13 protein-coding genes are annotated in these 14,492 nt (G+C 68.5%); 8 read left to right on the top strand and 5 right to left on the bottom strand.

From position 1 onward, the window contains the following. The first annotated feature begins 6 nt into the window (after positions 1-6). Together ACIBG7_RS26710 and ACIBG7_RS26705 are read left to right on the top strand one after the other, a co-directional pair. Positions 7-1,056 carry a Gfo/Idh/MocA family protein gene (locus ACIBG7_RS26710; protein WP_397337974.1) on the top strand — a complete coding sequence of 350 codons (1,050 nt, stop codon included), beginning with the start codon at positions 7-9 and terminating at the stop codon, positions 1,054-1,056. Then, positions 1,053-1,814 carry a hypothetical protein gene (locus ACIBG7_RS26705; protein ID WP_397337973.1) on the top strand — a complete coding sequence of 254 codons (762 nt, stop codon included), beginning with the start codon at positions 1,053-1,055 and terminating at the stop codon, positions 1,812-1,814. Before ACIBG7_RS26710 ends, ACIBG7_RS26705 begins: the two co-directional genes overlap by 4 nt. A gap of 4 nt (positions 1,815-1,818) precedes the next feature. Here the strand turns inward: ACIBG7_RS26705 and ACIBG7_RS26700 are convergent, their stop codons facing one another. Genes ACIBG7_RS26700 through ACIBG7_RS26690 form a run of 3 tightly spaced genes read right to left on the bottom strand, consistent with a single transcriptional unit; the run spans position 1,819 to position 4,764 of the window. After that, the gene (locus ACIBG7_RS26700) at positions 1,819-3,303 is read right to left on the bottom strand and encodes a GMC oxidoreductase (protein ID WP_397337972.1); all 1,485 of its coding nucleotides are present in this window, start codon (positions 3,301-3,303) and stop codon (positions 1,819-1,821) included. Beyond that, positions 3,293-4,351 (bottom strand): sugar phosphate isomerase/epimerase family protein, encoded by a 1,059-nt coding sequence (locus tag ACIBG7_RS26695; RefSeq protein ID WP_397337971.1) that lies wholly within the window; start codon positions 4,349-4,351, stop codon positions 3,293-3,295. Before ACIBG7_RS26695 ends, ACIBG7_RS26700 begins: the two co-directional genes overlap by 11 nt. Then, a complete protein-coding gene (locus ACIBG7_RS26690; RefSeq protein WP_397337970.1) occupies positions 4,348-4,764 on the bottom strand; it encodes a DUF6379 domain-containing protein in 417 nt (138 codons plus the stop codon). Before ACIBG7_RS26690 ends, ACIBG7_RS26695 begins: the two co-directional genes overlap by 4 nt. 146 nt (positions 4,765-4,910) lie before the next feature. On the opposite strand from ACIBG7_RS26690, the gene ACIBG7_RS26685 reads away from it, so the two are divergent. The 6 genes from ACIBG7_RS26685 (at position 4,911) to ACIBG7_RS26660 (ending at position 12,518) form a co-directional block, all read left to right on the top strand. Further along, entirely contained in the window at positions 4,911-6,206 is a 1,296-nt protein-coding gene (locus ACIBG7_RS26685; RefSeq protein WP_397337969.1) for an ROK family transcriptional regulator, read from the top strand. 146 nt (positions 6,207-6,352) lie between these two features. Further along, positions 6,353-7,243 (top strand): alpha/beta hydrolase fold domain-containing protein, encoded by an 891-nt coding sequence (locus ACIBG7_RS26680; RefSeq protein WP_397337968.1) that lies wholly within the window; start codon positions 6,353-6,355, stop codon positions 7,241-7,243. A gap of 55 nt (positions 7,244-7,298) precedes the next feature. Further along, on the top strand, positions 7,299-8,828 hold the full coding sequence (locus ACIBG7_RS26675; RefSeq protein WP_397337967.1) for an ABC transporter substrate-binding protein: 1,530 nt from the start codon (positions 7,299-7,301) through the stop codon (positions 8,826-8,828). A 74-nt stretch (positions 8,829-8,902) separates the two neighbouring features. Next, positions 8,903-9,844: an ABC transporter permease gene (locus ACIBG7_RS26670; protein ID WP_397337966.1), complete on the top strand. Its 942-nt coding sequence runs from the start codon at positions 8,903-8,905 to the stop codon at positions 9,842-9,844. Beyond that, positions 9,841-11,649, top strand: coding sequence for a dipeptide/oligopeptide/nickel ABC transporter permease/ATP-binding protein (locus ACIBG7_RS26665; protein WP_397337965.1), 1,809 nt, complete (start codon positions 9,841-9,843; stop codon positions 11,647-11,649). Before ACIBG7_RS26670 ends, ACIBG7_RS26665 begins: the two co-directional genes overlap by 4 nt. Next, positions 11,646-12,518, top strand: a complete 873-nt coding sequence (locus ACIBG7_RS26660; RefSeq protein ID WP_397337964.1) for an ATP-binding cassette domain-containing protein — start codon at positions 11,646-11,648, stop codon at positions 12,516-12,518. The genes ACIBG7_RS26665 and ACIBG7_RS26660 overlap by 4 nt, the downstream gene beginning before the upstream one ends. Before the next feature lie 232 nt (positions 12,519-12,750). On the opposite strand, the gene ACIBG7_RS26655 is transcribed toward ACIBG7_RS26660, so the two are convergent. Then, positions 12,751-14,007, bottom strand: coding sequence for a tyrosine-type recombinase/integrase (locus ACIBG7_RS26655; RefSeq protein WP_397337963.1), 1,257 nt, complete (start codon positions 14,005-14,007; stop codon positions 12,751-12,753). Next, positions 14,004-14,492 carry a DUF6283 family protein gene (locus ACIBG7_RS26650; protein ID WP_397337962.1) on the bottom strand — a complete coding sequence of 163 codons (489 nt, stop codon included), beginning with the start codon at positions 14,490-14,492 and terminating at the stop codon, positions 14,004-14,006. The genes ACIBG7_RS26655 and ACIBG7_RS26650 overlap by 4 nt, the downstream gene beginning before the upstream one ends.

Raw genomic sequence — 14,492 nt, 5'->3', positions numbered from 1 at the left:
CGATCGGTGCCTCCCGCCAGCAACTGCCGCCCTGTCGGCGTCGGGATTGTCGGTTCGGGCCCAGGGGCCGCCGCCGTACACCTACCCACCCTCGCCCGGCTGGGCGAGGTGGCCCGCATCGTCCACATCGCTGATCGCAGCGGAGAGGGAAGCCGAGCCCTTGCCCAGCGTGTCGGTGCCCGCTCTTCGACCGGCCTGTCAGGGGTACTCGCCGATCCCGAGGCAGAGGTCGTGGTCCTGTGCACCCCGCCAGCGCAGCATGCCGCACAGATCCGCCGCTGCGTGACCGCGGGCAAGCGAGCAATCCTTTGCGAGAAGCCCCTGGCCGAGACGACCGCGGACGCCGTACACGCGGTCACGGCATGCCGTGAGGCTGGTGTCGCCCTGGTCGTCGGCACCCATCACGCGTTCGACCCATCGTGGAGCAGGGTGCGTGATCGACTGGCCGGCCACCGGCTCCGATCGGTCGTCGTCACAGCGAGCCTGCCACCCAATGATCGCTACCACGACGTGGTGACGGAAGGGGTCGCACTCCCAGACCGTGGTCGACCCCGAAGCAGTGAAGATCGTGCCGGTCAGGCGGCGGCGCTCAGGCGCCTGGTGCTGGGGCTAGGTATTCATGACGTGCCGCTGCTGCGGGCCTTGGCTCCCGGCCGCCTGCGGGTGGAGTACGCGCGTCTGCTCAGCCCGCTCGGGTACGCCCTCGGCTACCGGGCCGGCGACGTCTTGGTGGCGTTGACCGTCGTGATGACGACCGGCGGTGCGGATGCGTTGTGGCACCTGCGGGCGGTCGCCGGACATGAGCGGGTGGACCTGATGTTTCCACCCGCCTTCGTCAGTGCGGGGGCCGCGGTGGCGCGCATCAGGACGCCGGAGAGCGAGTACCGATTGCCCCGTTCCCCGGTCGACGGTTACCTGGCTGAGTGGCAGGCGCTCCTGGCCCGCCTGGATGGCGACGAGGTGACGGACTACGATTCGATCCTCCATGACGCGCGCTACGGCATCGAGCTCGCTGACGCGGCTGCGGCCCACCTTCTGGGCACGATCCCACGATGAGCAGGATTGCGATCTTCAGCGAAGTTTCGGCCTACACGGCGAGCCAGCTGCCGCAGACCACCGTCGCTGCGGTCGAGCAGCGGGACGCGGTCGCCGTCATTTGCGGGCAGAGCGGATGGGTCAAACGCGCGGCAGACGCCCTCACCGCGGGCGCATGTGCGCTGGTGGTCGCGGCACCGCAGTACGCCCCGCCACAGGAGGTGGCGCGCCTGATCGAGACGGCCGGAAAGCGGCCTGTCGTGCTGGACCGCCCCCGTCTCCCGGCAGATGTCGCCGACGCTGCTCGCCCGCCCACTCCCCACGCGGTCGTCATCGATGCCGGTGGCCCGGCCGCAACGCTGTCGTCCGTCGCCGCCGATGCCGCCGGCTGGGGGCGCACTCTCGCCGGAGAGCTGGTGATGAGGCAGACCTCGATGAGCCTCCACGCTCTCGTCGCCCTGTGCGAGTCGCGCACCGGCGTCGCGGTGACGCTCGCGGTGTCCGCGATGGAGGGCCCGGTCTTCCTTGACGGGCACGCGCTGCACGCGACTCGGACCCGCGTCACGGCCGACGAACTGGACGATACGGTCGTGTTGCGTTGGGAGGACCGTCACGGTGTGCGGGAGCAACCGCGGGTGTTCGAGACGGCTGCCCGGCGCTCCCTGCGGCGGGTCGTCGACGCCCTACGTTCGGCTGTCGAGGTCCACGATCTGCCGGAACTCCTGCACGATGTGCTGCTCGCGGACGCACTCCTGTCGGGAACGCCCGCGAGCCGGTGATGGGTCAGCGCTCGGCGGAGATGGTGGAGGCCACGATCGCCTCCGCGGTGAGAACAGCCAGAGCTGCTCCGGTCAGCGTGGGGTTGCAGGCCGTCGCGGTGGGGATAACGCCATTGCCGCAGACGTAGACGTTCTCAGTGCCCCAGACCCGGCCCTGCGGGTCGCAGACCGACGTACCGTCGTCGTGCTGTCCCATCCTGACGGTGCCCTGATAGTGAAGAGAACTGCCGGCCGGCATCAGCTGCGGGTCGCGCGTGCGCGTGCCGAGATGATCGGCGAGGGCTCCGACCTCAGCCTTCGCACGGGCGACGTTCTCCCAATCGCGCGCCGACAGGCCGTAGTCGATGCGGATGGTGGGCAGCCCATGGGTGTCCGGCGCCGCCTCGTCGAACCACACTCGGTCCTCGCGGCGGATGTCCTTAGGCAGGAACCAGCCGAGTCCGACCATCGGGCGCGGATCATGGTCGTCGTTGACGTGGAAGCGGATCGGGGAGGTGTCCAGCTGCATCACCTGGCCGTGGAAGGGATGATGGTCGTCGTCGAAGGGCACCCAGCACACGCCGGTGAGCGCGTCGCGAATGTCGCTCGCGCTCAGCCCTGACTCGGTAAGCGTGGGCAGGGTCACCCGCGCGCCGACGGTGACCTGAGGCTGATCGTTGAGGTACCGCCCAAGCGCCGAGGGACGAATGCCGGAGGCCCACAACAGCTGCGGAGAACGCAGCGCGTCACCGGCGACGACGACGTTCCCGCCTTCCACCAGGTGACGGCTTCCCGTGGTGGTGTCGACGACCTCGACCCCTGTCGCCCGCTGGCCGTCGAGCAGAATGCGGACGGCGAGGCAGTTCGGCCGGACCTCGACCGCAGCCGCCGCCGCGAGAATCGTGTCGGCTCCCGTCCAGCGCGGCATCGTCTGGGTAGGGGTGCACGCGAGCGGCATGGGCCCGACCCGACGTGTGAGAGCCGGGTATCGAGCTGACAGCGCGTCTAGGATGGTCTTGCTCGCGACAGACTCGGCGAAAGCCGCTGTCGTGGCACTCAGGTACCGTTCGGCGACGGAGAACGCGGTCTCCAGCGCCTGCCAGGGAAGGAACGGGATCACCTCCGATCCGCCCGGGCGCGGGACAGCGCACGTCCAGTGCGCTCCCATGCCGCCGACGTTGCTTGACAGGGCCGCGGCGGGCATCCCCTGCTGCCCGTCACTGGTGCCGTCGTCCTCGTGCAGAAGTACCGTGCCCGGGCGTGCATGGATCGGGCGAGATCCGAAAGGACGGAAGCCGTCCGGCTGCGGACCGCTCACCGCGGCCTGCAGGGCCATGCGCTCCTCGACCGGCAGGTTGCGGATGTTATGCCCGGGGGCTGTCGGCGTGAGATCGGGGCCGGCCTCAAGCACAACGACGCGCACAGAAGGGTCCAGTTCGACGATCCGCCTCGCGACGCTGGCTCCTGCCGGGCCGCTGCCCACGACAATCACATCGATGTCAACCGGCATGCTTCACCGCCTCCCGCTCCTCGCGCAGCTGGGCGAAGATCTTTTCGCTGAGGCGGTGCTGGGCCGCGACCATGTCAAACGGGTCGTCGGTGGTGTTCCAGTGCCAGCCCTCCCACTCGGTGGAGATATAGCCGGAGTAGCCGGCCTCCACCAGATCGCGCAACAGCAGGTTGTGCGGCACGGAGGGCTCATTCCCGTGCTCGTCGATGCCGTAGAACTTGCCGTGCACGTGCACGACCCAGGGCATGATGAGCCGCCAGTCCTCTGGGCGCTGGTGCCCGAACAGGCCGACGCTGTTGGTGCCGATCCGCACGGAGATGTCGTCACCGCCGAAGGCCTCGTTGAGCTCGCGCATCTTGCGGAACTGCGCGCCCTGCTCGGCGTCGGTGCGAATGACCGGCTGGCGATGGAACTCGTCCCATTGGTCGCGGTAGGCGTCCAGGAGTTCCTGAGAGACGCCCCACTCGCGGTAGGTCTGCAATGCGCTCGGCGGCAGCTGGGTGAGAGAGGCGCCCCAGTCCGGGATGAACCCGAGGTAGGGAGACTGCTCCTTCTCATACAGCTTGATGAGAGCCTGCACCTTCGGGTGGTGCACGCTGTGGGGGCTGTGGATCTCCATGCCCATCTTGATCTCGAGCTGTTCAGCGAGAGGGAGGAGCCGCGCCATGAGCTGCGGCGTTACCGAGTGCTGCACGCGCGCGACAGGGAAGCCCAGCTCGTGCGCGGCTCGCAGTTGCAAGCTCATGTACTCGACCAGCTCGTCCTCGGTCAGCAGCCGATCGTGGCGCAGACCTGCGTCGGCGTTGGCCCCCAGGCAGGACAGCTCCAGCCCGGTCTCCTCAACGAGGGTGCGAAACCATCGGGCGAAGCCGTCGGGAAGCGCGGGGAAGTCGCGGATGCTCTGGAATCCGACGATCTCCAGGCCAGGCCCGAGCCCGCGTTCGGCGGCGATGCGCACCAGGTCTTCGAAGGTGTACTGGCGCGCGTGGAAGTACGGCGTGAAGCTGTACAGCGTGACGCCCAGCTTGGGAACAACGAGATCGGTCACGGGACCAGCTCCTCGACGGGTAGCGGCGTCGCGGGCATCGTCTTGACGTCTCGTTCGGAGACCACAAGCGCTCGCCCGGACACAGGCAGATAGGGGATGCGGACGGCGAGCGTGACCTCGCAACGATGCTCTGAGGCAGGGTTCAGGTACAGGCCGCTGAGCTCGACGGTGGCATCGTCGAGGACATACCACACCTCGTCCCAGCGCTGCCGCGCCTCGGCGATGCCCCAGCAACCACCGTTCACGCGGATGCGCAACGCCTGCTCATCGACGCGGACGTCGTCGATGACGACCTCCAGCGTTTCGATGACGCTCAGCGGCAGCGCGCGGTACCAGGGCAGCCGCACCCGCAGCTCGGCCCCCGCAGGCGTATGGACGAGCGAGTCGTCGACGATGATCCTCTCGCGAAACAAGTCGCAGCTCCTTTGCGTGCGCTCGCAACGCGCCGGATGGACGGCACTGTGCGAGCGGATGACCGGTACGATCAGTTGGACCGGATGACGAGTATGTTGTGTCGCGTGACGAGATAAGTCAAGGCCAGCGAACCCGAAGGTGACCGATGCACCCCCGAACGGCACATGGCGACGGCACCGCTGTGACGCGGATGTTCCCCTCCACCGAAGAGATCGACGCCACTCTTCTCGCCCACGTGCGACTGGGCGGCCTGAGGACGATCGGCGAGTTGTGCACAGCTGTGGGGCTCGGCCGCACCGTGGTCTCCCAGCGTGTCAAACACCTCATCGACCGCGGCCTGCTGGCTCATTCCGGCACCGGCCGCTCCACCGGGGGACGGGCCCCCCGCGAGCTCCGCTTCCGCTCCGAGGCGGCCTGCGTGCTTGGCGTGGAGGTCGGCGTGACCCATCTGCGCGTCGGCTTGACCGACCTGGCCGGCGAGGTGCTGTCCATTCACCAGGAGCCGTGGCGCGTGACCGAGGGGGCCGAAAAGACCCTCCAGCGCGCGGAAGCGGTACTGGCCGGGCTGTTGTCCACCGGCCCGGACGAGGCGCCCGTCGTCGGCATCGGGGTCGGAATTCCCTCCCCGGTGGAGTTCGCCACGGGGCGCCCTGTAGCACCTCCCATTCTGTCGGGCTGGCACGACTTCCCCCTGCGCGAACGCCTGGAGGAACGCTTCGGCCTACCCGTGTGGATCGACAACGAAGTCAACATGATGGCCTTGGGAGAACTCAGAGCAGGCCAGGCCAGACACGTCGACGACTTTCTCTATGTGAAGCTGGGTACCGGCATAGGCTGCGGCGTCGTCTCGGGCGGCCGGCTGCATCGCGGCGCCAAAGGCTCAGCCGGGGACATCGCACACTTCTGCGTGGATCCGGCCTCGGAACGTAAATGCCGATGCGGCAAGGTCGGCTGCCTGCAGGAGTACGCGGGCGGATCGGCGCTGGCCAGAATGGCCTGGCGGCTCGCCCACAGCGGCGAGAGCAGCGAGCTGGCGCGCATCGCCGAAGAACGAGGCGACATCGAGCGCCTGACGGCGGAAGACGTTAACCGAGCCGCGGCTCACGGCGACCACCTCAGCCGCGACCTGTTGGTACAGGCAGGCACCAGCGTCGGACGGGTCCTGGCCGACCTGGTGAACTTCTTCGGTCCCTCCCTGATCGTCATCGGCGGCGGCGTTTCCCACGCCGACGACTTCATCCTGCCCTCCCTCCGCAAGGTGGTCTTCGAGCGGGCACTGCCCCTGGCCACCAAGGACCTGGACGTGCGCCTGTCGGCGCACTCAAGCAACGCGGGCGTGATCGGGGCCGCAGTCTCCGTCGTAGACCAGGTCCTCTCCTCCCCGCTTCTGGATTCTTGGCCGCAGTTCGCCGTGCACGGGGCAGCCTCACACGACAACTAACACCTCCCCCGCGACCGATGAAGCGGGTGTTACACGTCGTTGACTTATGACGTGTCGCGGCATAACATCGCCGCACGCCGGAAGATCCGGTGTGGACGGCGACCGACTCCGACGATCCCGTGAGGATCGGAAGACCGGGAGGAACCATGCCCGCGCAGCCCGCTGAGTGGATCGAGATCGAGCCCCGCGTCGTCGACGAGGTGGTCATCGGCCGCGACGGCACCCACATTCCTATCCGCCGCTATGGCGTTCGAGAACGTGTCAGTCTGATCTGGTTGCACGGAGGCGGGTTCGTGGACGGCAGTCTGGACATGCCCGAGTCCGACTGGGTTTGCCGCCAGCTCGCCTCTCGCGGGATCGGCGTCGTAGCCGTCGACTATCGTCTCGCTCCCGTTCCACCGCTTGACGAACCGCGATGGCAGCGAATTCCGCAGCAGGTGCGCGAGCGTTGGATGCGACGCAGCGGGGGGCAACGCTATCCCGCCGCCGTGCATGACGTGCAGGACGTGCTGGCCTGGTTGGGTGGCAATCCCGTGCTCGGCGGCGCGAGCGCGGGAGGCGCACTCGCCGCCAGCGTATGCAGCACCGCGCACGCGCAGGGATCTGCCCTGCCCAGCGCACTCGCGCTCGTCTACTCGCAGGCGCACTCCCGCCTCCCTGAACCGGCCGAAGAACTGCTCACCAAGCTCGCCACGCTTGATGCGGGCGAGTGGATCCAGTTCCACAGCATCGAAGGCCTCACGCTCAACTACCTGGGCGATGCCGAACTGCTCGACGATCCGCGTGCCTTCCCCGGTGGTCATGAACTGGGCTTCATGCCGCCGGCCTTGATCGTCGACGCGGAGCTCGACAGCCTGCGCGCCTCCGGGCAGCTCTTCGCCACCGAGCTACGCCAACAGGGACGCACCGTCGAGTACGTGTGCGAGCCCGGAGCGCGGCACGGCTTCCTGAACGAGCCGGATGAGGCCGCACGGCACACCGTCGCGCGCCTCGCCGACTGGGTGCTACGGCACGCCGGCTCCGTGCACGCGCTCTGACCACCCCCCACCGCACGTTGGCAGTGACCTGCCGACCGCAGAAAGAAGAGAGCACATGACGAGACGATGGAGGGGACTGGCGGCAATCGCCGCAGCCGCACTCGCCCTCACCGGCTGCTCGGCAAAGCCGGGCGGGTCCGCGGCGACCAACAGCTCAGGCCCGGCCGGTACTCTGCAGCTCGGTATGCTCGCCGCCCCCTCAACGCTGGCCGCCATCGACGCCTACTGGTCCAACGAGGCGCCCTACCTTCAAGCGGTGTACGACTCGTTGCTGCACATGAAACCCGACGGGAGTCATGCGCCGAACCTCGCGAGCGAGTGGTCCTACAACCCCGAGCAGACCGTGCTCACCCTGAAGCTTCGCTCCGGCATCACCTTCTCCGACGGCCAGCCCTTCAACGCCGACGCCGCCGCCAAGAACCTGCTGCGCTTCCGCGACGGCACTTCCCCGAGCGCCAACTTGTTCCGCAGCGTCGCGGATGTCGCCGCCGTCGACGACAAGACGGTGGAGATCCGCCTCAGCGAACGCAACCCGGCCCTGCTGAACCTGCTCAGCCAGAACGGCGGCCTCATGCAGAGCCCGGCCACGTTCGACAACCCCGACAGTAAGAACAACCCGGTGGGCACCGGGCCGTACACGCTCAACACCGCCGAGACGGTCATCGGCACCAGCTACACCTTCGACGCCAAAGCGAACTACTGGAATCCCGACAACGTCCACTACAAGAAGATCGTGATGAAGGTCTTCGAGGACCCGACCGCTTTGCTGAACGCCATCAAGGGCAAGCAGGTGAACGCGGCCAACCTGACCAGCAACCAGATCCTCGAGGAAGTCCAGGCGGCTGGCTTCGGCACAGTGACCGGCTCGGTCAACTTCCTCGGCCTGCTGCTATGGGACCGCGCCGGCAAGCTAACCCCTGCGCTCGGCGACAAGCGCGTCCGGCAGGCGATCAACTACGCGATCGACGCCGACGCCATGTTCAAGGCGATGACGCAGGGCGTCGGCGAGCGGACCGGCCAGATCTTCCCGCCCACGTCCCCCGGCTACGACGCCAAGCTTGACACCTACTACACCTACAACCCCGACAAGGCCCGGCAACTGATGGCCGAAGCCGGCTACAAGGACGGGTTCACCCTGAAGGTGCAAAACCGGCTGTTCCCCGAATCTGCGCATGCGCTCTATGCCCAGCAACTAGGAGCCATCGGCATCAAGGTCGAGTTCACCGACCCCGGCGCGAACATCTTCGCCGACATGATGGGCGGTAAGTTCTCCGCCTCGGTGTTCATGCAGGGACAAGACATCGTGGACTGGCAGTTGTCGCAGTTCCTGCTGACGAAGAACGCGCCGTGGAATCCGTTCAAGTACGAGGACTCCACGGTGGAGAAGCTCACCACGGTCCTGCGCGACGGAGACAAGAAGGAGGCGGACGAGGCAGCCAAGGAGCTGAACCGCTACATCGTCGAGCAGGCGTGGTTCAACCCCTGGTACCGGCCGCAAGCCACCTTCGTGGTCGACGCCACCACCACAGCGACGTTCCAGACAGGTCAGGTCCACCCCAACCTGTGGACGATCCAACCTCGCTGATCCGACATGGTTCCGAAGGCGCGCACTCGGGGGCGCGCCGACCGGAGCCAGCGCACACCCCTTCGGGAACATCCATGATCGTCTTCATTCTGCGCAGGCTGCTGTCCGGCGTGATCTTGATTTTTGCCATCTCCGTCATCGCGTTCACGCTTCTCTACGTCGGCTCCGGAGATATCGCCCGCCGGATCGTCGGGGTCACCGCGAGCGAGGAGATCGTCGCACGCAAAACGCTGGAGCTCGGCCTGAACCGTCCCTTGGCCGACCAGTACCTCAACTGGCTCGCCCACGCCGTGACCGGTGACCTCGGCCGATCCTGGTTCACCAGCCAGCCGGTGACGGACGCGCTCGCCATCCGGCTGGGCGTGACGCTGTCCATCGTGCTCGGAGCAACCGTCCTGAGCGCAATCCTGGCCGTCGCGCTCGGCGTGTGGTCCGCCGTGCGCGGCGGCCCGGTGGACCGAGCGGTGCAAATGACCTCGTTCATCGGCCGCGCCATCCCCGGCTTCCTCATCGCGCTCGCGCTCGTCTGGCTCTTCGCGCACACGCTGCTGTGGTTCAGCCCGACCGGGTACGTCCGGATCACCGACTCCTTCACCGGCTGGCTGTCGACGGTGACCCTGCCGATCCTCGCGCTCGCCGTTGGCGGCGTCGCCACCATCGCCCAGCAGGTGCGCGGCTCTGTCCTCGACGTTCTGCGCCAGGACTACGTACGCACCCTGCGCAGCCGCGGCCTGTCAGCACGGCGCACCATGTACCGTCACGTGCTGCGCAACGCCGCGGGGCCGGCGCTAGTGGTGACCTCGCTGCAGTTCATCGGGCTTCTCGGCGGAGCGGTGATCGTGGAGCAGGTCTTCGCGATCCCGGGCCTGGGCCAGGTGGCCTTCATGTCCTCACTGCGCGGCGACATCCCACTGGTCATGGGACTCGTGATCATTACCGCGATCCTCGTGCTGACCGTCAACCTCGTCATCGACCTCGTACAGGGATGGCTGAACCCGAAAGTGAGGCTGTCGTGAGCGATTCGGTGACCGTCCCAGTCTCAACCGCCCTGCCACCACGCGCACGTGCATCCCTGGCCAAGCGGGTGTTCCTGCTCAACCCCACCGGGGTGATCTCCTCCGCGGTCCTGTTGCTGCTCATCCTCGGCGCCTGCTTCGCACCTTGGCTGTCGGCACATGACCCGTTCACGACCTCCTTCGAGCGCATCTTCGCGCCGCCCGGCGGCGACCTGCTTCTCGGCGGTGACAGCGCCGGCCGCGACGTCTGGGCCCGGCTGCTGCACGGGGCCCGCTTCAGCCTGGCCGGGGCCGCAGTCGCGATCGTGGTGGCCGCCACCATCGGCATCCTGTTCGGCCTTGTCGCCGGCTACTACGGCGGCTGGTTCGACGCGGTGACATCCTGGATCAACGGCCTGATCATGGCACTGCCCGGAGTGATCGTGCTGATCGCCGCGATAGCGGTGATCGGGCCCACCATGTGGGCCACGATGGCGATCCTCGGTGTACTGATGGCACCCGCCTTCTACCGCCTGGTCTACGTCTCGGTCCGGGGTGTGCGCGGAGAACTGTACGTCGATGCCGCCCGCGTCGCCGGTCTGACCGACGCCAGGATCATCGGGCGCCACATCTTCGCGATGGTTCGCGGGCCGGCGCTACTGCAAGGCGCGATGATGGGAGCGCTCGCGATCACCATCCAGTCGGGCCTGGAGTTCCTGGGCCTCGGCGATGCGGACATCCCGACGTGGGGCATGATGCTCAACGACGCCTTCACCAACATGTACACCGCGCCGTCGCTGCTGATCTGGCCCAGCCTCGCCATCACGATCACATCGGTCGCGCTCACCCTTCTGGCCAACGTCGTCCGTGACGAGCTGGAGCGCACAGGAACCTCCGCCCGCCGTCGCCGCCGGGAAGCCGCCGCCCGCGCCGCGGAGCCCGACCCCGACCCCGACCCCGTGATCGTCCATGAGAGCACCCCGAACCCCAAAACGACGAGCCCGCTGCTGGTCATCGGCGGACTCAGCGTCGCCTACGACCAGCCCGAGGCGGCGCCCGTCGAAGTGGTCAGCTCCGTATCATTGTCAGTAGAACGCGGCCAGATCCACGGCCTGATCGGGGAGTCCGGATCGGGCAAGACTCAGACGGCCTGGTCGATCCTCGGACTGCTGCCGCCCGGCGGGCGGATCAGCGCGGGGAGCATCACGTTCGACGGCGTCGAGCTGACCTGCGCCAGGCAACCGGAGCTGGACCAGATCAGGGGAAAACGTATCGGCTACATCCCGCAAGAGCCGATGTCGAACCTCGACCCGTCCTTCCGGATCGGCAGCCAGCTGGTGGAGCCCATGCAGGTGCGCGCAGGGATGAGCAAACGTGCCGCGACCGCTCACGCTCTTGAGTTGCTGGCGCGCGTCGGCATCCCCGACCCGCGCCGCACGTTCGACGCCTACCCGCATCAGGTGTCCGGCGGCATGGCCCAACGCATCTTGATCGCCGGGGCGATCGCGTGCTCACCCGACCTGCTCATCGCTGACGAGCCCACGACGGCGCTGGACGTCACCGTGCAGGCAGAGGTGCTGGACCTGCTGCGCGGCCTGCAGCAGGAGCTCGGCATGGGGATGATCCTGGTGACGCACAACTTCGGCGTCGTCGCCGACCTGTGCGATTACGTATCGGTGATGCGCCACGGTCGTATCGTGGAGACCGGGCCGGTCCGCGCCCTGTTCGCGGACCCGCGCCACCCCTACACCAAGGCGTTGTTCAACGCGATCCTTCAACCCACGCTGGACACCGATGCCCGGGCGACCGGAGAGGCCGAGGCATGAGTGAGGCACTGCTGGAGATCAGCAACCTGGTGGTCGACTACCCGGGAAGAGGGTTTCGCGCCCGCCCATTCCGCGCCCTGAAGGGGGTGAGCATCGATGTACGGGCCGGGGAAACGGTCGGGCTCGTCGGCGAGTCGGGATCGGGCAAGTCCACGCTGGGCCGTGCGGTGCTCGGACTGGCTCCTGTCACCGAGGGGAGCGTCCGCTATTGCAGCGAGGAGATCGGGCATGCCACTCGCGGACGACGCCGGCAGCTCGCGAGCGAGATCCAAGTTGTGTTCCAGGACCCCTACACCTCGATGAATCCGTCAATGACGATCCGTCGGATTCTGCTCGAGCCGCTGATCGCCCGGGGCGTCAGATCGCGCCAAGCCGAGGGCCGCGCCATCGAGTTGCTCGACCAGGTCGCGCTCCCGGCTCACGCTCTGGACCGGCTCCCACGCGAGTTCAGCGGAGGTCAGCGCCAGCGCATCGCGATAGCCCGGGCCCTCGCGCTCGACCCCAAGCTCGTCGTCTGCGACGAACCGGTATCCGCGCTTGACCTGTCGACCCAAGCCCGGGTGCTCGAGCTTCTCTGCGACATCCAGGAGCAGACCGGCGTGGCCTACCTGTTCATCTCCCACGACCTGGCGGTGGTGCAGCACGTCAGCCGGCGTGTCGCCGTCATGTTGAGCGGTGAGATCGTGGAACAGGGCGAGGCGTGGCAAGTCACCACCGTTCCCTCCCACCCCTACACTCAGCGACTTCTGCTTGCCGCACCTGTCGCCGACCCAGACGCACAGGCGCTGCGTCGGGCGGAACGCCAGCGCCTGCTGTCCGCTGCTGCTTTCGACCGAGCGCCGACCTTCGACCACGGAACGGTTCATTGAGGGGTGTTCACGAGTGCGTCCGGCCTTAGACGAGGTACCGGGCCGGAAGACCGCTTTCCCAGGACAATGGTGATCGGTTTCCCGGCTGGAGGTCGTCACACCGACGATGGGAGCAGGAGCGCGCAGTCGACGCCGTGCACGACCGCCGTGATCGCTCGGCGGTCCGGTCACATGCTGCTCGTCCCCCGAGCGCGGCAGTCGAGGTTGACCAGCCGTCAGGCGGCCCCGCGGCTTAGCGCTCATCCCCGTCAGCGGCCGTGCGCTGGTCGGCGTTCGCGCGGGCGGCGGCCATGCGCCGGTCGGCGTGCCGCGCCGGATCGCGGTGCAGGCCGTCGTCGTGGGTGTAGCGCTGGGTGGTGCGCGGGTCGGCATGCCCGAGACGCCGCTGCACGACCTCCAGCGGCAGGTGCTCGGCCAGGTCGGTGGCCACGCTGTGCCGGATCGAGTGCAGCCCCAGCGTCTGCGGCTCTTCGATCCCGGCCGCGCCGGCCACCCGCTGCACCAGCTCCAGCACGTACGAGCGGCGCAAGGGCAGCCCGCTGCGGGAGACGAAGAGCGGCCCCGCGCCGGCGCCGCGCTCTTGCACATAGGTGTCCAGCAGGTCGGCGGTGCGGCGGCCGATCACGACCTGGTGCACCCGGTCGCCCTTGGCCCGCAGGTTCAGCACCCGCTCGCCGGCGTTGTAGCCGAAGTCGGCGACGGTGAGGGTGAGCAGTTCGCTAATGCGGCAGCCGGTGTCGAGCAGCGTCGCGATGATCGCCTGCGTGCGCACGCTCTCGAACGCCAGCGCGTGGCTGAGCATCGCCTGCAGCTGGCCGCCGGTCAGATGCCGGGTGACCTTCGAGCGGACCTTGGGCAGCTCCATCCCGTCGAACGGGTTGCGCTGCGCGGCCTCGGCGCGCATCAGGTAGCCGTACCAGCTGCGCACCGCCGACAACCGGCGCGCCCGGGTGGCGCTGGCCCAGTCGGCGTGCCGCATCGCCGCGGCGTACAGGTCGGTCTCCAGGAAGTCGACGTCGGCGATGATCAGGCCGCGGGCCTGCACCCACCACAGCCACCAGGACACGTCCTGGATGTAGGCCTGCTGCGTGGCCGGCGAGGCGCGCCGCTCCGACATCAGCCAGCCGCCCGTCGCCTGCAGCAGCCGCTCGCCCGCGCCGGCGGTGCGCAGCAGCGCGGCGAGCTCGGGGGCGGTGCGCGCCGGGGGAGAGGTGCCCTTGGGCGGCAGCTTGACCGGGAGCGCGCCCAGCGGGATGAGCTCGCCCCACGCCGCCTCCTCACCGTCGCGGGCCTCGTCGTCAGCCTCGTCGCCGGACGCGGGGGCGCCGCGCCTCGGCGGGCTCGAGACGACGACGGCGCCGCCGGTCAGCGCGGTCAGATCCATCACCCCGGCGGAGGAGGCGGGTGTAGCGGCGGCGGACGGGTCCAGCGGCCGCGCCTCCGCACCGTCGACCGGATCCGGGGGAGCTGTGCCTGCCGGGGTGCTCATCCCGCATGCCCTTCCCGCGCGGCGACCTCGTCGGCCCGGTCGTCCCCGTCGAGTTCGGCGAGCGCGGCGAGCTGGGCCTCGCGGCGCTGCAGGAGCTCCTTGAGGTCGTCGACCAGGTCGGGCCAGGCGCTGGTGTCGGGGTAGAGGGCCTCGGGCGGCAACTGCCCGCACAGCACACTTATCCGGGCCCGAGCGTGATGTGGGCCGACCACCGCCAGCCAGCCCGCGCACAGCCGCATCGCGTGCGCGGTGCCGGGCTGATCCAGATGACACGCCATGCGGCGGCCCTCGAACATGCGCTCGGCGACCTCGGCGGTGAACGCACCACCGCGGGTGTCGCCCTCGCTGGCCGTGATCAGGCGGCGCATGTCCTCGTCGGAGAAAGCCGTCAGGTCCGCATCCCGCCGCCAAGGGCACACCCGGCCCGCGCCCGCGCACGGCCGACTCCGGAACTCCAGCCGGCCCGTTCCCTCAGCACCATCCAT

It is taken from the genome of Nonomuraea sp. NPDC050328, assembly GCF_044459405.1.
Taxonomy (GTDB): Bacteria; Actinomycetota; Actinomycetes; order Streptosporangiales; family Streptosporangiaceae; genus Nonomuraea.
Note: the sequence above shows the minus strand (reverse complement) of the source record. Positions and strands in the feature narration are given on the sequence as shown.